General features: G+C 36.6%; 13 protein-coding genes. 5 read left to right on the top strand and 8 right to left on the bottom strand.

What is annotated here, in order from left to right; all coding sequences use genetic code 11:
* The first annotated feature begins 45 nt into the window (after positions 1-45).
* From JF73_RS07990 to JF73_RS07980, 3 genes are all read left to right on the top strand, one after another.
* Entirely contained in the window at positions 46-1,275 is a 1,230-nt protein-coding gene (locus tag JF73_RS07990; RefSeq protein ID WP_046327742.1) for an MFS transporter, read from the top strand.
* Positions 1,276-1,298: 23 nt separating this feature from the next.
* Positions 1,299-2,834, top strand: a complete 1,536-nt coding sequence (locus JF73_RS07985; protein ID WP_046327741.1) for a DUF5060 domain-containing protein — start codon at positions 1,299-1,301, stop codon at positions 2,832-2,834.
* A 104-nt stretch (positions 2,835-2,938) separates the two neighbouring features.
* Positions 2,939-3,445: an O-acetyl-ADP-ribose deacetylase gene (locus JF73_RS07980; protein WP_046327740.1), complete on the top strand. Its 507-nt coding sequence runs from the start codon at positions 2,939-2,941 to the stop codon at positions 3,443-3,445.
* 97 nt (positions 3,446-3,542) lie between these two features.
* On the opposite strand, the gene JF73_RS07975 is transcribed toward JF73_RS07980, so the two are convergent.
* The 4 genes from JF73_RS07975 to JF73_RS07960 are packed head-to-tail and all read right to left on the bottom strand — an operon-like array spanning position 3,543 to position 6,866.
* Positions 3,543-4,028: a PTS sugar transporter subunit IIB gene (locus JF73_RS07975; protein ID WP_038524517.1), complete on the bottom strand. Its 486-nt coding sequence runs from the start codon at positions 4,026-4,028 to the stop codon at positions 3,543-3,545.
* Positions 4,006-4,425, bottom strand: coding sequence for a PTS sugar transporter subunit IIA (locus JF73_RS07970; protein ID WP_046327739.1), 420 nt, complete (start codon positions 4,423-4,425; stop codon positions 4,006-4,008). The genes JF73_RS07975 and JF73_RS07970 overlap by 23 nt, the downstream gene beginning before the upstream one ends.
* A 12-nt stretch (positions 4,426-4,437) precedes the next feature.
* Positions 4,438-6,117 carry a PTS system mannose/fructose/sorbose family transporter subunit IID gene (locus tag JF73_RS07965; RefSeq protein WP_046327738.1) on the bottom strand — a complete coding sequence of 560 codons (1,680 nt, stop codon included), beginning with the start codon at positions 6,115-6,117 and terminating at the stop codon, positions 4,438-4,440.
* Positions 6,118-6,149: 32 nt separating this feature from the next.
* Positions 6,150-6,866, bottom strand: a complete 717-nt coding sequence (locus JF73_RS07960) for a transaldolase (protein WP_046327737.1) — start codon at positions 6,864-6,866, stop codon at positions 6,150-6,152.
* A gap of 202 nt (positions 6,867-7,068) precedes the next feature.
* Here JF73_RS07960 and JF73_RS07955 point away from each other — a divergent pair, with 202 nt between their 5' ends.
* The gene (locus JF73_RS07955; protein ID WP_046327736.1) at positions 7,069-8,061 is read left to right on the top strand and encodes a LacI family DNA-binding transcriptional regulator; all 993 of its coding nucleotides are present in this window, start codon (positions 7,069-7,071) and stop codon (positions 8,059-8,061) included.
* Positions 8,062-8,444: 383 nt separating this feature from the next.
* Positions 8,445-10,049: an ABC transporter ATP-binding protein gene (locus tag JF73_RS07950; protein ID WP_046327735.1), complete on the top strand. Its 1,605-nt coding sequence runs from the start codon at positions 8,445-8,447 to the stop codon at positions 10,047-10,049.
* A 145-nt stretch (positions 10,050-10,194) separates the two neighbouring features.
* On the opposite strand, the gene JF73_RS07945 is transcribed toward JF73_RS07950, so the two are convergent.
* The 4 genes from JF73_RS07945 to JF73_RS09370 all read right to left on the bottom strand — a co-directional run bounded on the left by JF73_RS07945 (position 10,195) and on the right by JF73_RS09370 (position 19,384).
* Positions 10,195-11,268, bottom strand: a complete 1,074-nt coding sequence (locus JF73_RS07945; RefSeq protein WP_046327734.1) for a P1 family peptidase — start codon at positions 11,266-11,268, stop codon at positions 10,195-10,197.
* Positions 11,269-11,381: 113 nt separating this feature from the next.
* Positions 11,382-13,346, bottom strand: coding sequence for a MucBP domain-containing protein (locus JF73_RS07940; RefSeq protein WP_046327733.1), 1,965 nt, complete (start codon positions 13,344-13,346; stop codon positions 11,382-11,384).
* A 334-nt stretch (positions 13,347-13,680) separates the two neighbouring features.
* Complete coding sequence (locus JF73_RS09375) at positions 13,681-15,327, bottom strand: SLAP domain-containing protein (RefSeq protein ID WP_052727789.1); 1,647 nt, start codon at positions 15,325-15,327, stop codon at positions 13,681-13,683.
* Positions 15,328-15,970: 643 nt separating this feature from the next.
* On the bottom strand, positions 15,971-19,384 hold the full coding sequence (locus JF73_RS09370; protein ID WP_052727788.1) for a BspA family leucine-rich repeat surface protein: 3,414 nt from the start codon (positions 19,382-19,384) through the stop codon (positions 15,971-15,973).
* Between the last annotated feature and the right edge of the window lie 111 nt (positions 19,385-19,495).

The raw sequence follows: 19,495 nt of genomic DNA, 5'->3' as shown, positions 1-19,495 counted from the left end.
TGTAAATCAACGTCAAACCTAATACTTTAGAAAGGAGTTTTAATTATGAACGTTGAAAATTTGCGGGAGAAAAATAAGGGTAACTGGAAACTCAAAGTAGGAATTTTGGGGATCTCACTTTTTTTGCAGGTTGCTGGTTCTAACCTGGCGGCGATACCTCTAATTGCCAAATCTTTTCCCCATGAATCTGTGACTTCGGTGCAGGCATTATTTACTATTCCATCATTCACAATCATGTTGTTCATCTTGTTCAGCAATGCTGTCATTAAGTGGTTTGGTAAAAGAAATACCGTAATCATAGGCATGATTGTAGCTGTAATTGGTGGTATTATTCCGTTTTTTGTTAATAATTTTACTATTATTGTGATTAGCCGTTTGCTGGTTGGAGCAGGTATAGGGCTGTTTACATCTCTTGCCGTTTCTTTAATTGGCGACTGCTTTAGCGGTGAAGAACAGAAGACTTTAATTGGTATTCAAGGAGCTATGGGGACTCTGGGTAACAGCTCGATGACCTTTGTTTCAGGCTTGCTTTTGGGAATCAAATGGCAAGCAACCTTCTTGTACTTTTTAATTGTAATTCCGTTCTTAGTTCTCTTTATGATGGGTTACACACCAAAAATAGAGCAGGAAACGACTGTTGAAGGGCAAAGTGTTGCAGCGAATAATACGCAAACAAAAAAGCACGTTAAAATACCCGGTTTAATATATATTGCCTTTTTGATGCTGTTTCTATTCTTTTCAGCTTTTATGGTTGAAGCTACAGCTTCGGCTTTAGTTATTGAACAGAATCATCTTGCCAATCAGGGTGCACTTTCTACAGAAATCGCAATCGCGGGCCTAATTGGCGCAGTGATTTCTATGGCATATTCGAAAATCTTTAAGATGTTAAAGCACTTTACCCCGGCAGTAGCAGTTGCCTGCGGTGCGGTTGGCTTTATTGTTTGCTCAAAAGCAGGCAATATGGCTATTTTCTTTATCGGTTTACTATTAATGATGATTGCCAACTTAATTATCCCTTATGTTTATGACACAATCTTGGGAGAAGTTGACGGCTCAATCAGTAATATGATTATTTCAATTGCGCAAGTCTGCAATAATTTAGGTGCATTTGCTTCTCCTTATGTTATTTCGATCTTATGCAAAATAACAGGCTTAAGTACGGCAGTTGATCAAATGAAGATTAGTGCAGGTATATTAGGCATAATAGCAGTTGTCTTTGTAATAATGGCAATTCTTAGAAGTAAAGGCAGTAATAAAGCTAGAAATGTGGCGTAGCTTAAAGAGGGGAGTTATTTAAAATGACGACAATTGAAAAATGGCACAGATATGAATTAGCCCTAGATGGACCAAAAAATGGTAATCCGTTTAGAGATGTCAACTTGACTGGAACGATCAACCATAACAATCATTTTGTCACCGTTGACGGTTTTTATGATGGCAATGGTATTTACAAGATTAGGTATATGCCGGAACAAGTGGGCGAATATACCTTGACTACAGCTTCTAATATACCTGCTCTTGATAAAAAAGAGGTTCATTTTACAGTTACAAACGCTGAAGCCAATAATCATGGACCGGTTCGGGTTGCCGGTAAAACTCATTTCGCCTATGCGGACGGCACAGGTTTTATTCCGTTTGGCACTACAGCTTATGCTTGGACTGTTCAACCAGCAAATATCCAAAAGCAGACTATTCAAACTTTGAAAGAGAATAGTTTCAATAAAATTAGAATGCTGGTTTTTCCGAAAAGCTATGACTATAACAATAATGAACCTGAAATCTATCCTTTCGCAGGTCAGCCTAATGTTAAGCGCGGAGGAACTGATTGGGTCTTTGATGGTGCCAATACTGGCTTTGATTTTACCCGTCCAGTGCCCCAGTACTTCCAAAACCTGGAGAATAATATTGACAAGCTGGATGAGCTGGGAATAGAAGCTGATCTGATTTTATTCAGCCCCTATGACCGCTGGGGCTTTGCCCGTATGGGGCTGAAGAATAACTTAGAATATGTAAAATATATAGTTGCCCGTTTGGCATCGTATAAGAATGTTTGGTGGTCGTTAGCCAATGAGTACGATTTAATGGATATGTGTGGACAAATTCCGCTAAAAGATTGGGATGTAATCGGACAGTATGTTTGTGAAAAAGATCCGTCTAACCACTTGGAATCAATCCATAACTTTTATGATCCCCCTCAGCATAAAGACACAATTAAAAATTGGTATGATCATACTAAGCCGTGGATCACGCACTTAAGTATCCAAACTGATAATTTATTCATGGTGCCTAAATGGATTGCTGAATACCAAAAGCCGGTAGTGGTTGATGAATGCCGCTATGAAGGCAATATTGAATTTGGCTGGGGTGATAATACGGCTCAAGGAATGATGGACAGCTTCTGGCGGGTCATCTTGCGTGGTGGTGGTTGTACACACGGCGAAACTTACATTGACAAGCCTAATACTGACCGACCGATCTGGTGGGCACATGGAGGTAAATTATACGGAGAAAGTCAAAAGAAAATTAATTTCTTAAATGATTTGCTCCAAGATAACGGTTTTAGCTGGGTAAAGCCTCAAGCTACATCCGGTCCCCACTGGGACTACGCGGTTGGTTCAAACCCTGAAGAAGATAAATGGTTGGTTTATTTTGGCGACAATGGGTCTGAATTTGTTATCTTGGACTTTTTACCTGAAAACAAGAAATATACTGCCAAACTAATTAACGCTTGGACAGAAACAACACAAGATTTTGCGGCTGAAATTACTAACAAAGACAAATTTCATCTTCCAAGAAAACCATACCAAGTCTTACTTTTAACTGAAAAACATTAAAGAAAATGAAGTTGAATGCATAAAATGCGACCACAATGTGATCGCATTTTTGTTTTGGCAAAAATAGCTTTAGGTTTAGAATAGAATAAAAAGAGGCTAAAATCATGGAAAATCTCAAAATCGTTCAGGGTGACATTACCAAATTAACAATCGGTGCAATTGTCAATGCCGCAAATAAGTCGCTTCTTGGCGGCTTAGGCGTTGATGGTGCAATTCACCGTGCGGCAGGACCCAAATTATTAGCTGAATGTCGTCAATTGCACGGTTGCGAGACCGGACAAGCTAAAATTACTAATGGTTATCAGTTACCGGCAAAGTATGTCATTCATACTGTGGGTCCCATTTATTCAGGTTCTAACCAAGACGATAAGTTACTAAGAAACTGCTATTTAAATTCTTTAAATTTGGCTAAAAGTCGCGGATTACACAGTATTGCTTTTCCCGCCATTTCTACGGGAGCTTATGGTTTTCCTGCATCACGGGCAGCTCACATTGCTTTTGCTGCTGTCAAAAATTGGCTGGAACAGAACGCCGACTATCAAATGAAGATTATTATGTGTGCGTTCGATTCTAAAACTGCTCAGCTTTATCGTCAAGAGCTTGCAGAATAGTCAATTTAATGTTGCTGTAAATATACTAAGAGGACCAGTTTTACTCAAAATGATGAAAACTGGTCCTCTTAATTATTAGCAAAAGTAATAAAATAATTTATTTATCCTTTTTAGTGAGCAATGGCTTTATTGGCTGTTTTTCGTTTTGCGGTACTATTTGCACGTAAACATTTACGCCTTTATTTAGTAAACGCTCGAAGCATTCGTCTTCTGCTGGGCTGGTAGAGATGTATTGGTATAGGGTGCTGCGACCATCTTTTGCTCCCATACCTCCCAAGTCAACTTCTGTAATGTCAATACCATGATCAACCATATATTCGATAGTTTCAGGAACCTTAACCAAGATAATGGTCGGGGCTTCCAGTGGTTGTGAAAAGAATGTGACGCCGTCTTCTTTATTAAATATACCAATACCAATATCTTCGGGTACTGCCTGCTCAAAAACGTTGATCATAAAGTCATTATTTGATGTTGCGTCATCCACAATAACAACGTTTTGTGCTCCGGTTTCTTTGAGCCACTTGGTCATGACTTGACCATGAATTAAACGGTCATCAATTCTAGTTAAGACTAAGTTTTGCATGATGTGTTCCTCCTAATTTACTATTTTGAATACCCCAGTTTTCATTATTTAAACAGATATTGAGCAAATCACTAATCGAACTTTTTGCTGTTCTACTAGTAACAATGCTTAAAAGCATAGGCACATTAACCCCAGTAACTAGTTCTAAATTATATTTTTGTTTTAAATACATTGCTGTATTAAAAGGCGTACCACCCTTTAAATCTACCAGTACTAATGTAGGTTGGTCATTTTGCGATTTTAGTACTTGTTCAAAATTATCCCTATAATTATCAGGATCTTGACCGGGTTTAAAAGAAATTGTTTCCAAGTAGTCTGTTTTTCCGGCAATCATTTCCACGGTTTGTTTCAACCCTAAACAAAATTGACCGTGACTAGCTAAAATAATTTGTATCAAATTAATTCTCCTTTAAATAGTTGCCAAGATGCCCAAGTAAGAACATAAAATACCTATTACAAAAATGCCGACAACAATAATACTTGCGTTAACTTTCTTTCTTAAAAGCCACCATACTAACAGAGTAATTAATAGTGGAATTAAACTGGGTGCTAACTGATTAAATAAAGACTGCACCTTAATTACGCTTTGACCTACATGCCAAATTAATGGTGTTTTAATAGTTACCCTCGTGGCTGCCATAGTGCCGACAACCATTAAGCCTACAATTGAGAACGCATTTGTGACTTTATCAAGCAAGCCACTCTTTAGAATGGATACAACTGAAGCCTTACCTTTTTTATAACCATACATAAACATCAAATAACCAATAGAATAGATAATCAATTCGAATACGACAGTGAACATAATTGGACCAAAGTAATTACGCTCTAATGCCATAGTGGCTCCAATACTTGCCAAAATTGGGAAGATTATACCCTGCTGTACTGTGTCACCAATACCTGCTGCGGGTCCCATTAATCCTGTACGAACACCGTTAATATCCTCAGCGCTCACATTCGCACCGTTTGCACGTGCTTCTTCCATCGAAAGTGCAATACCGTGAATAACAGGTCCAACCATGTGTGGTTCAGTGTTAAAGAATACCATGTACTTTTTAAGTTCGTCTGCCTGTTTGTTTTGTGGATATAATTTTCGGATAGGGTAGATCATCATGTTGGTTAAGCCCAAAGCCTGCAGCCTTTCATAGTTATAGCAGGCCTCGTCTGATTGCTCCCATAGCCAAGTTTTAACTAAGTCGCTATGGGTCAATTTAATTTTATAGTTTAATGGGGAAATGTCTTGAGCAATACTAGTACTATCAGCTGTAGCAGGAGTTACAGTTTGTGGTGCTCCTGTTCTATTTTGCAAAGTTAGTCTATTAACCTTTTTCTTTGCTGGTGCGGCATTAGCAGCGGTAGTTCTGAACTTTTCATTGATGTAAAGTAGGTAGGCTAATAAACCTGCGAAAATAGCAACAGCCATAATTTGCAGTTTAAGATAAGCGGTCAGGAAGAAACCAATAAAGAAGTATGGTACTAGTGATTTCTTACCTAAGTAATTAAGTAACATTGCGATACCTAGAGCAGGCATGATGGCACCAACGACTTCAAGTGCAGTGGTTAAGCTCTTAGGAATCATGCGTAACATGCTTTGTGCCCAACCTTTGCCAAAATATACTAGACAAAAGGCAGGAATACCGTAGACAATCAGTGACACAATGAATGAAGGTACATAATTTAAGAACCTGATAGCTTTAACATTGCCCTTAGCCAATTCGGCATCAGCTCTGTGAACCCAAAATGAGTTAACGCTTTGGTAAATTTCTACCATTAAAAGTCCGATTAATGAGAAAGGTACAGCAAAGGTAACTGCTAATTTAGGATTTGCTCCGGAAAGGATGGTTAATGCGGTACCGAAAATACCGGCAACCATAGTGTTACTCGGCATTACACCACCAGTATTGATCCAGCCCAGATAAACCAGCTGGATAGTGGCACCAGATAGCATTCCCAGCATTGGATTACCCATAAAAATACCTACTAAAAGGCCGGTGGTTAATGGATAAGTTAAACATCTTGTTATCGGAGCAAAAAACCACCATTGGGAAATAATAGCGAGTAAAGCTACTAACAACGCAGATAAAAACATTTTAACGCCTCAACTTTCTTATTTTCAGTAGCTTATAAAATGGAGAATCCCAGCGCTTTAACATCCTTGTTAAAGTCTTGGACTGTCTGTAAGGAACGCTCTTTAGGAGAGGTTCCAATTAGTGGGAATTTGGCAATAACGGGTGCGGTGCAGGTAATAATGTCACAGCCGCATTCTTCAGCTTGAAAAATATTAAACACTTCGCGGCAGCTTGCCCACAACAGCCAGCCATTACCATTTTCATGACAAAGTTTTGCCGCTTCTTTCATTAACGGCATTGGGTCAATGCCAGTATCTGCCAAACGACCGGCAAAAATTGAGAGAATATTCTGCGAACCAGGTTTTAATGCCGCTAATACATCCTTGGTTTGCTCTAATGTAAACATTGCAGTAACGTTTAACTTGATTCCTTCCGCGGATAATTTTTTAATTAAAGGTACAGAAGATTCACCTTTGGTATTGGTAATTGGTATTTTTACAAAAACGTTCTCGCCTAAAGCTGAAATTTTTCGAGCTTCCTTGGCCATTGTGTCAAAATCATCGCTGAAAACCTCAAATGAAATTGGCAGACCAGTTACTTTTGCTAATACTTCTTTAGCAAAACTAAGATAGTCGGTGACGCCTGCTTTTTTCATTAATGAGGGGTTGGTAGTAAAACCTTTAACTACACCACTTTCTTTGGCCTTGACCATATCACTGATTACAGCGCCGTCAGCATAAATTTGCACATTTAAATCATTAATTTTCATGCTTTTTCTCCTCCTGCTGTTATAGCAAAAATGCGGTAACGTTTGCGCAAACAGTAAAAATTATAGGCCTAAGTTAAAGGCCTTAAAGTTAATTAATGCAAGCGTTTCCGCTAACTACATTTTTATTGTATAATGTTGTTGACAAGATGTAAAGTAAAATTAGAAAAATAAAAATAGAATTTAAATTAGGATAAATTGCAGAATGGCAGTAAAATCAATTAAAGATATTGCTCGTTTAAGTGGCTTTTCAGTTTCAACAGTTTCGCGAGTGTTAAATAATACGGGTAGGTTTTCCGATCAAACCAGGGATAAAATTTTAAAAATAGCTAAGGAAAATCACTATTCACAGAATATAATTGCTAAAGGGATGCGTAAGGGCAGCCTTGCAATAATTGGTATTCTGGTACCCGATATTACTAACGCTTATTATGCTGCTATAGTTAAAAAATGTGAGCAATATTTTTTTGAAAAAGATTATTTAACTATTGTGTGCAATACAGAAAGAAATGCGGAAATAGAAGAAAAATATATCGCGAAGTTAAGTAATCATATAGTTGATGGTTTGGTGGTTATTTCTACTCAAAGAGCAATAAGCAAAAACCGGGCAGATTTACCTACGGTATTTATAGATCGGTCACCAAAACTAAGTAACAACACAATTACAGCTTCTTCTGACAATTACGCGGGTGCAGTGATAGCCGCTAACCATTTGGTTGATAGAGGTTGTTATCCTATTATGCTTACAAACAAAAATAATGAATTTTCCAGCAATAAGAGCCGTATTCTGGGTTTCACGCAAACGGTCAAAAGTCGCGGCATAAATAAACCAATAATTATTAATTCTAAAACTAATTCAGACGAGATTTATCTAGTCAAAGATAAAATATTTAAGCAGATAAAAAAGCTACTTAAAGAACATCAAAAACTGGGTATTTTTGCCATCAATGATAATGTGGCAAGTTATATTTATCAGGCCGCAATAGGTGAGGGGATTAGAGTACCGGAACAATTGAGTATAGTTGGTTTTGACGATACCCCAGTGGCCAGCAAGCTGCAATTAACCACAATTAGACAGAATACTTCAGAGATTGCCCGGGTTTCATCTACCAATTTATTAAAAATACTGAAAAGAGAAGATATTTTAGAACATAAATTTACTATTCCGGTTTCATTAGTGAAAAGAAAAACGACCTAGTATAAATGTAACTAAAAGGTTCCCAGAAAATATTTTCTGAGAACCTTTTGCTAATTATTGAAAACAATTTTTAAGGCGTTGTTTATGATACATAATGATATTAATACTTTTTTTGAGTATTAATTTTATTTTGATACTTGAGAAAATTGTCGTAATGTTCTTGGGTGATTTTACCATTTTTAAGTGCTTCTTTGACAGCTCACTTACAATATTTATTAATCTAATATTAATTTATACGTCCAATTGTTTAATACATGTTTTAATAATAGCACTGCAGTAAACATTTGCAATTAAACTATTTATGCTAAATAAAATTGAATAAAAATGAAAAATATCATATTATTAATTGAAAACATTAATAAAAAATAAGTTTTAGGAGGAATATGCCCTTATTCAAATATTTTAAAAGAGCTAAGTGGCAATTTAGTATAGTAATTGCCCTAACTGTTATTAATTCAGGGTTTTCAACACTTGCAGGAATTGCCAGTGCAAATGCCCTAACTCAGGTCACCAAACTGCATGCCCAACTGTTTTTTATTTGGGTCACAATTATGGCTGCTGCCTATGTCATGTACGCGATCTTTACCTATTTAATTTCGGTCAATCAAACAAAATTGAAGCAGCAAATTGATCTGCTGATTCGACAGGATGTGGCACAAAAGTTGTCACAGTCGGATTATCAGTCTTTTCATCAGCAAACCACTGCTACCTACGCCTCATGGCTAACCAATGATATTAATACGATCAATGAATTTGGTGTCAACGATTTGATGATGATTGTACAACAAATTAGCGAAATCTTGTTGGGAGCAGTCACTTTAGCGTATTTTCAGGTCAGTTTACTTGCTACTGTTGTTATCTTAACCACAATTATGGCGGTAGTGCCTAATTTGTTTTCAAAATGGTTATCTAAACGTTCGCTTGAACTCTCCCATGCGCAAGAACGGTTGGTTAATAAAATTAATGATGTCCTGAATGGCTTCAATACCTTATTTTTGGTAAATTTACCCCAAGTAATTGTTAAAAGAATTAATCAAGGATCTGCAGATGTCCAAAAAAATGCTGTTGATTACGTTAAGGCGGCGGGCTTTACTCAAGCCTTTACCAATTGCATTGCCTATTTAAGTCAAGTGATTGTTTTAGCTCAAAGCGGTTATTTAATTTTGCGGCATCTTACTCCAGTGGGAACTATAAGCGGCGCGCAATATTTTGCCGGTACAATTTTTGCTGAACTGAGTGGCATCAGCTTTAATTGGCAGGAATTTAAATCACTTAAACCAATTATGGATAAGCTGGCAAATATTAAAACGACCACGCAGCCTGATCAGAAACAAGAAATTTCTGCTAAACAAATTCAAATTGAGAACCTTTCGTATACTTATAAGGAAAAGAGGCAACCAATTTTAGATAACCTGAATTTGACTATTGCAGAAGGGAAAAAATACCTCTTGCTCGGTGATTCAGCTGCAGGTAAATCAACGCTGCTTAATATTATTAGAGGCCTGTTAAAAAATTATACCGGTACGATCAAATTGGGTGGCATAGACTATGCTAAAATTTCTGATACTCAGCTGCATCAAATAATTTCTTATGTCGAACAAACACCATATATTTTTACGGCTAGTTTAAAGTGGAATTTAACTTTGGGGCAAAAGGTTGCTCCTGCAAAGCTAAAACAGGTCATTACGGCGTGTGGCATTGAGCAAATAATTGCTCATTTACCCGCTGGTATCAACACGATACTGGCAAACCAAGGGACTAATCTATCTGGTGGGCAGAAGCAGAGGATTGCGCTTGCACGAGCGCTTTTGCGTGATACGCCCGTATATCTTTTTGATGAGGCGACCTCGTCATTAGACAAGGTGGCCAGCATTTCGTTGGAAAAACTGATTTTAACGCAGAAGAATAAAACCATTGTTTTAGTAACACACCATTTACAAAAAGAGACAGCCGACTTATTCGACGAAAATATTGTATTGAATAAATAAAAAAAGTCGTATTTGAGTTTAAATTCAAATACGGCTTTTATTTGTTTGTGTCATGAACTACATCATTAGCAAATAATTTTAATACCTAATAGCTGGTATTATTTTACAAGGTGTAGAACTTTGCGGTGTAATTTTTTTGGCTTAATTAAAAACCTAAGTCTGCAATTAATTGCATTGCCTCTTTATCATCACCAAGCTGCATGAGGGCGTCTTTTAGGCATAACATTGGCTTACCGTCACGGTCGGGCGTTGTTTGTGCATGAGCCAAAGAACTGAGAATGGCTTCGTGAACAATATCTACCGTAATTCTGAAGTAGCGGTCAATTTTGTCATCAGTAATTGCCTGGATTGTACTCAACTCGTGTTCAGGGAAATGACTTACCCGGTTAGCAGTAGAGAAAGCTAGAGTAATCTCGCCACTACCGTTGCCGCTAAATGAGCCACTGCGAGTGATGCCGATACCGGAGCGTTTGGCAATGCGTTTTAATTGTCTCGAGTTAAACGGGATATCGGTAGCAATTATTGTGATGATACTGCCTTTTTCCTTAGTGTCCTTGTTATCCACAAATTTTTTACCAATAGCATGACCATAAATGTTCAAATCAGCACTAAGACCAAAATTAGACATGACTAGTGCGCCCATTGTAAAGGTCTTACCGTCAATTTCTACTTGTCTTGAAGCAGAACCAATGCCGCCCTTAAGTTCGTAGCAGCGCATGCCCGTTCCACCGCCAACTCCGCCTTCAGCAAAATCTGTACTAGCAGCTGCAAAAGCATCATTCACATCGTCTTCAGTGACACCTAAATCGCGAATGTGGTTAATCGAACTGTCATTGCACTCCATGATGATCGGATTGACACTACCAGTGGAAAGACCAATTTCTGGATTTTCAGCCAGCATTCTTTTGACTAAAGCCATTGATGCGGTACCCACGCTGAGAGTATTGGTTAAAACCAGTGGTGTTTCAATTGTGCCCAGTTCGTTAACCTGAACAAGTCCTGTGCTTTTGCCAAAGCCGTTGATAACGTGTGCAGCGGCTGGCATTTTTTCCCGGAAGATATTATCTGGACAGGGGTTGACCACAGTAACACCGGTTCTGAGTCTATCAGTAACAACTGTTTTATGCCCGACAGTAACGCCGGCAACATCTGTAATTAAATTTTTTGGTCCTGGCTTAGTATCGCTAAGCGCAAATAAAAGTGGCTTATTAAGTCCCATTTTTACTCCTTTTGCTTAAAAAATATTCTTCTTTAATTAAAACGGTTCAGTTATTTTTATGCAAGACAAAAAATTCCAGCGTAAATTGACGGAACTTTTTCATACTATTGTAATTAATCTTTTTTCTTTTTGCTAAAACAGTTGCTAAATAGACTGCCAATTACTGCCATGAAGCCCAATAAAAGCATTGTTATCTGGGAATGCTTATTAGTACCGGTTTGTGGCAATTTTTCATGGCGACCATTGTCAGTGAACAGCACTGACTTGGTGGAGTCAGGTTCACTTTCAGCTGGTTTAAAAATGGTATAGTTCTCAGTAATACCGTTTGAAGTAGAGTTATTTTTATTTTGATGAGGATTTTTAGCCTTGCTTTGAGTTTGACTAGCCGAGTTGGTCGAACTATTTTGACCGCTATGCTCAGGGCTGGTATTAGCTTGAGGTTCATCTTTAACATAGATATAGGTTACGCTTTGCGGTGCAGTGCCAAAAAAGCTGGTGGCATTTTTAGGCCTAACTTTTAAGGTATAACCCGGTATCGCCTTAGCACCAGTGGTGTAACCATCACCCACATTACCCTGTATTATCGTTTCAGGTGCAATTTGATTGCCGTTTTCATCTTGATAAGAGACGGTAACATCTGCAGCTTTAATTGGTGTGGTGGTAGAGGTAGATTCGGGGTCAACAGAATAAATAAACTTGACATTTTTCTGTTGATCAGTGAAAACCCCAGTGGCATTATCTGGGACTTCCTTTACGATATATCCCGGAATTGTCTTCGCCGTCACCTTATAATCATCGCCAATTTTGCCCTTCAAACTAATATCAGGTGTAAGTGATCTTTTATTAGTATCCAAGTAAGAAACAGTAATAGGACTACCTGGTCGAATATAAGTGTCGCCAAGAATGTCGTCAGCATGGGCAATTAAGTCTTCAGACAGATATTTATTGTTTGCCTGTGGTGCATCTTCTTTTCCATTGCCGATATTGACCCAAGTTCCTGAAGTGTTAAGATGTGTATCATTAATATATGTATTTTTACCTAGTTTAAGGGTGTTTAATTTAGCAAGTCCGTCTAACATATAACCTTTATCAATATTAGGATCTATGACAAAACTCCTGAGATTAAGTTCTTTTAAGCTACTACAATTATTAAACATTCCATTCATATCAATTACGTTAGAAGTGTCAAATGAAGATAAATCCAACTTGGTTAAGCTGGAGCAATCTTTAAAAGTCCAAATCATTTTTTTAACTTGGCTAGTATTAAACTTACTGAGATCTAAAGCAGTTAAACTTGAACACCCACTGAACATGCGACTTATATCGTCCACCTTGGCTATTGTGAAATTAGGTGGAAATTTAATGCTCTGCAAATTTTCACAATCCTGAAACATGCTCTCTGCGTGGCTAGTATTAGCAGTATCAAAATTTGATAAGTCTAGACTAGTTAATTTACTACAGCCCGCAAACATAAAAGACATGTTAGTAACTTTGGTGGTCTGCAAATCACCAATGCCTTCTATGCTGGTTAAATTTTCACAATTTGCAAACATGTACCTCATGTCTATGGTGGCAGAAGTATCAAGGTTTTCTAAACCAGTGATTTTAGTTAGATTAGTTAGCCCTCTGAACATTTCAGAAGCCGAGTTAACTTTTAATGAACCGGCAAATCGAACTTCTTGCACATCGTCACTATTAATGCCGTTAATGTGAGCTAAAGACCCCGGTTGATCCATACTGCCACTTGGGATGGTAATTACATGATTATTGTAGCTAACATCAAGATTGCCCCACTTGAAATTAGTAGCACTTTGAGTATGCAGTTCTGAATCTTTAGGTGGCAAGTTTTTTGGAGAAATAACTTCCTGCTTGGTATCGGTTTTAGCGTTAACATGATTAACTTTGTTATTGTTTTGACCTGTTGTGGTTGGAGATTTTGTTACAAAAGTCGATGAAGGCACTATTTCGTCTGCTTTAGTTGTTTGGGGGGATATAGCTAATAAACTTAAGGCTGCAGCAGCAACACTAAAGTATATTATTGAAGCTTCTGTTTGATTAGAATCTTTTTTCTTACTCATATTACTATTCTTTCTTAAATGATAAAATAAACATATACATGATTAACATTTAGCTTATACCTTGTTTAACTTATTATACAATTCATTTTACTTAATAGCACCATCTATACATTTCAACTTGTTTTAAAAGAATAAATAATTAACCTTAGCTAAGAGGTAATTTTTGATTTTTAAATTCAATTTGGTTATTTGCTGGAAGATATGGCACTAGATAGTAATATAGACACACTATTTTAAAGTAATTTATTAATTTTTGAGCATAGAAAAAGAACTCAATTAGCATTTTTAACTGCTAGTTGAGTTCTTTTCATTTATAGAGTAAATCTCTTAATCTTTAAAAGTTAGCTTTCTTGACAAATTGATTCTTGCCTACGATGTAATATAACTTATTGTGCATCTTAACAGCACCACCGTAAGTTCTAACTGACTTGTTCTTCTTCAGAACATCACGACCATAACGTTTAACTTTGTTATTGGCTTTCTTAGTGTAAATAAAGGCATTGTGCTTTAATTTACGGTTGATACCAGTAACATTATTAGCCTTAACGAAACGGTTCTTGCCTAAATCATAAAACTTCTTGCCGTTAATGGTCTTAGTGCCATAAGTAGTAATAGTTTTACCAACGAAGTATTCAGCTTTTACACGCTTGCCTTTTTGGTTAAAGATATAAGCGTTGTGGGTAACTACTCTCTTGACACCTTTCTTGGCCTTTTTAGCTGGCTTCTTGTTGTCAGTAGCAGGCTTGTTAGTTTCTGGCTTGTTAGTATCCGTCTTATTAGTGTCTTGCTTATCAGTCGTAGTATTTGTGTTGGTATTACCTGTGTTAGTAGTATTACTTGGAGTAGTCGGTGTGCTTGGTGTAGTTGGAGTACTTGGAGTTGAAGGTGTGCTTGCAGGAGTTGAAGTGAAGTCACCAGCATCTTTCTTACCATCAAATTGACTTGCAAATTCATCAGAAGTTAAGTTCTTACCGTTCAGGTTCCATGTACCCTTTGTGTTAAGACCAGAACTTTTAATAATATTGTCTTTACCAAGTTTTAGAGAGGTTAAGCTATCCAGTCCCTTTAACATATCAGTTTCAGCGGGCTCATTATAAAGTGTTTTTCCGTTTTCATCTTTTACTGGTACTGATTCCTTTGGAGTTTTGAAACTACTGATGTCCAAAGATGTTAAAGCGCTCTGGTTAGTAAACATATTGCCCATCCGTTCTACCTTGGCAGTATCAAACTTATTCAAACCTTTAATTTCAGTCAATTTCGGAGCAGCGTCTTTACTTGGTTTATCGTCCTCATTAGATGCATCAACCTGAGCAAACATGTATGACATATCAGTCACTTTTTCAGTATTAAAGTGTGATACATCTAATGAAGTTAAACTAGAGTCATCCATGAACATGCCCATCATATCAGTTACGTTAGAAGTGTCAAAGTTTGACAGGTCCAATGAAGTTAATTTAGGATCATTGGCAAACATTTGTTTCATGTTAGTGACATTTTCTGTCTTAAGTTTGTTTAATCCCACAATTTCCTTCAAGTTTGGTAAATTAGCAAATAAGGAACTAGCATCGCCCTTAAAAGTAACGGAATTTTCAATTACAATGGTTTCAATTTCATCTGTATCAACACCATCAATATTCCAAGCTATTTGAGCAGGATTGATAGGGTTTGTGTCACTTGTATAATTACTATTGTCAATTGTATCAGCTTCAATAGTTAAAGTCTTAGTCTTTTCGTCGTAACTGCAATTGTCTCTAGTCCATTTTGAATCATCTTTGGCAGTATGATCCTCTATATCTTTTTTATTGCCCTTATCATTATTTGTTGTTGACTTAGTTTCAGCTGGCTTAACAGGTTGCTCTTTCTGTGCTTCGGCAGCCTTAGCTGCAACAGGATTAACTGCAATTACGCTTAACGCAGCAACTGCCATACTAGAGAATAGTACCTTTTTACCTTTATGATAAAAATTGTTATGCTTACTCATATTTTTCCTCCATTTATACCATCTAAATTTCATTATACCATTATTAAGTATATACATATATCCTGTCTAATTCAATACTGTGATTGGTATTTTCATATAGATTTAATACTTTTGCATATTACTAGTAAACAAAATTTTGCCAATTATTCATAAAATAAGCTTATTCAAATAAAAAATGGACTTAATTAAGAATAGGCTAATTTTATTTATGCCAAAATCAAGCATTAACTGAAATAATAAATAAGGCCAAAAAACAAGTTAAAAATACTAGAATAATGCTGTTTAACTCGGCTAATTCCATTATTAATAGCCCTTAATATTTTACTTATGGTTAGCGTTTCCAGGTTTAACGTTGTTTTAATTGTGAAAAAATTTTACTTTGGCAGTTGAATAATAGGGAGACTATTCGAATAAAAAATACTCCGCAAAAGCTAATCGCATCTTACGGAGTACTTTTTAATTGGTATTAAATTTAGTTAGATTAAACCAGCACCTACTGTACTGATGATATTTGCTACAAAGCAGTAAATTTAGCTTGTTCATTTAGAGCCGGTTAGGGAATAGTTTAATTTTTGAGTGGAGAAAAAGAACACAACTAGTACTGGCTAGGTTCTTTTATTGATGGGAAAAGTGTTTTTAATTGTTAAAAATTAGCTTTCTTAACAAATTGGTTCTTACCTACAATGTAATACAACTTATTGTGTATTTTAATAGTACCACCATAAGTTTTAACTTTTTTGTTCTTCTTTAGAACAATACGACCATAACGTTTGACTTTCTTATTAGCTTTCTTAGTGTAAATAAAGGCATTATGTCTTAATCTACGATTGATGCCAGTAATATTGTTAGCCTTAACAAATTGGTTCTTGCCTAAGTCATAGAACTTCTTACCTTTAATGAACTTAGTACCATAGGTAGTAATGGTATTGCCAATAAAGTATTCGCCTTCTAGACGTTGACCCTTTTCATTAAAGATGTAAGCATTGTGGGCAACTATTCTCTTAACACCATTCTTCGTTGGAGTTTTTTCGGTATTATTGTCAGTTGAAGTGTTAGATGAATTACTATTTTGTCCAGTGCTGGTTACGCCAGAATTATTTGAACTTCCATTATTGACACTACCAGGATTGTTCGTATTGTTACCAGCATTGGAACCAGATGAACTGTTACTGCCAGGATTAGAACCAGAAGAACTGCCGCTGGAACTGTTACTGCTTGGGGTAGAACCAGAGGAATTGCCGCTGGAACTGCTGCTGCCAGGATTAGAACCAGAGGAATTGCCGCTGGAACTGTTACTGCCAGGATTAGAACCAGAGGAACTGCCGTTGGAATTATTACTGCCAGGATTAGAACCAGAGGAACTGCCGCTGGAGCTGTTACTGCCAGAGTTAGAACCAGAAGAACTGCCGCTAGAACTATTACTATCTGAACCTGTTCCATTAGAACTATTACCCTTACCAGCATTACTCTTTTCATATCCAAAGGTAATAGTTTGAGGATCATTAGTAAACTTTAGTTTACTCAACGCATCTTCATATTTATCTGTGGCGTATTTGTTGCCATTAATTTCAACGTAAGCAAGTTTGTAGGTAGGCAACTTTCTGGCTGTGATTGGGATAACCACGTCTTTACCAGCGGTACCGAATTGATAATCGTTTGGCGAAAGTTTGGCGGTTTTATCGTCCTCAAATTGATAATTAATGGTAATACTGCAAGGATTTGGAATTTTATTGATATTAACATACACATCATAATCCTTACTGCCATCATAATTTTTCATTAAATCAGCACCAGTCCAAGAATGAACTCTAGGCTGAAGACCACCGTTGTCTTTATTTACTCCCATGTTAACCCAGAAATCTTCTTCTTTGCCATCATGATTGTTGCCTAAACCACCGTCCCAATAATTTTTGACTATATTCAAATCATTTCTTCTGCCTAGTATAAGCACTTCAAGAGATGGAAGATCACTAAGCATATCACCAATAGTTGATGCTGAAATTTGCATATCAAAACTACTAAGGTCAAGTTTTGCTAGTTTATCACAGCCTTGAAACATGTCAGTATAGTCAGAAACTGTTCTGGTATTAAAGTTGTATAGGTCCAAACTGATTAAATTTGAACATTGCCAGAACATTTTTAACATATCAGTAACAGCTGCCGTGTTGAAATTAGTGACATCTAAACTTGGTAAAGATTCACAATAAGCAAACATATTCGTCATATCTTTTACTTTGGCAGTATTAAAATGACTAACATCTATTGCAGTTAATTTAATACATTCATCAAACATGTAACTCATATCACGTACGTTTGAAGTATCAAAATGACTGACATCAACACTAGTTAATGAATGACAATCTTCAAACATGTGATTCATGTCAATAACGTTAGAGGTATTGAAAAGTGAAGGATTTAGGTTTATACTTGCTAAATTTTTATTGTTATTAAACATCCAGCTCATATCACGGACATTTTTAGTATCAAAATTGCTTAAGTCTAAAGTAGTTAAGTTACCACAGCCACTAAACATTCTTTCCATACCAGCACGAGATAGTTCTTCAGAAACATTTCCGACATTTGCAGTATCAAATTTAGACAAATCAAGTGAAGTTACTTGTGAGCAGCCATCAAACATTTCTGTCATGTCTGTGACTTTGCTAGTATCGAATCTGGATATTAATTTGTTTATACTATCAGTAGTAATTACGATATCGCCAGAAAACATGTCACTCATGTTAGTAACATTTGCGGTAGTAAAGTTATCAGAGGCAGTAATCTTTGTCAATTTGCTACAACCTCCGAACATATTCGCCATATTAGTTACTTTAGCAGTATTAAACTTTGATAAGTCTAACTCAGTTATGTACTCACAACCGCTAAACATTCCCTTCATATTTTGAACATTGTCGGTAACAAAGGTAGTCGGCAGATTTAATTTAAGCAAATTAACACAAGCACCAAACATATATGACATATCTGTCACTTTTGACGTATCAAAGCTTGATACGTCTAATGTAAGAAAACTTTGACAATTATAAAACATATATGCCATGTTTTCAACATTAGAAGTATTGAATTTGGTTACGTCAATTGACCAAACTTGATTACAGTTATCAAACATGTATGACATGTCTGTTACTTTATCCGTGTTAAAAGTAGCTGGGAATGCAAAACTATGAAGTCCCACACAGCTTTCAAACATATGCGCCATGTTTGTAACATTTGAGGTATCAAAGTGGGATAAATCTAACTTAGTTAAAGACTCGTCACTAGCGAACATGTATGACATGTCTGTCACTTTATCTGTTTTAAAAGTAGTTGAACTAGATAAATCGATATTTTTTAGTTTTTTATCTTTACTAAACATGTTTTCCATGCTGGTAACTTCAGAAGTATCAAGGTTATCTAGACCTTTGATAGTTTCTAAATTCTCAAGGCTAGTAAACAGATCCGCTGCAGAGCCAATAATTTTGAGTTTGCCAGTGATATCAATTTCTTTAATATCAGCAGCTAACGTTTGATTTTGACTATTTAGGTTGTAGTACAAGCTGATAGTATGATTATCACTGTTATCAATTGTACCACCACTAATTTTTAATATATCACCTTCATCGTCGAAACTGATGTCTAATCCTTGCCATTTACTTGGAAAGCTTGCCCTAGTGGCTTTAGCAGGGTCAAATTGTGTAGAGCCCGTTTCTTGCTTATCAGCTTTTGCATTGTCTGTAGTGCTTGGATCGCTGGTATTGCCTGCAGCTGCATTTTGATTACTGCCACTTGCTGGATTGCTGCTTGCTGTTCCTGCATTATTTTCACTGCCAATGTGGTCATCTTCAGTAGCTGTTTCGCCTTCCGTTTCTGAATCAGTTTCATTTTGGTAGGTCAATTTAGTCTTGACTGCTCTTCTTGCAGCCTTCTTGGTGGCACGGTTGCCATTTTGATTAGCTGCCTTCACCGTTTGGGGTTTGGCATTAATTAAGCCTAAAGCAGCTGCGGCTATGCCGCCGAGCAATATTTTTTCTCCTTGCTTGTTAGCATTCTTATGTGTATTCATATAATTCCTCTTCTAAACTGCATATTAATATAAGTTTAGTATATGGCTGACCCTATTAAAAGTCAAACTAAGCTAAGCTAGACAGAAAAACGTCCTATATTTAATAATATA

Origin of the sequence: Lactobacillus helsingborgensis (genome assembly GCF_000970855.1) — a bacterium.
GTDB classification, from domain to species: Bacteria; Bacillota; Bacilli; order Lactobacillales; family Lactobacillaceae; genus Lactobacillus; species Lactobacillus helsingborgensis.
The sequence above is the reverse complement of the archived record's forward strand: the minus strand, read 5'-3'. Positions and strand labels throughout refer to the sequence as shown.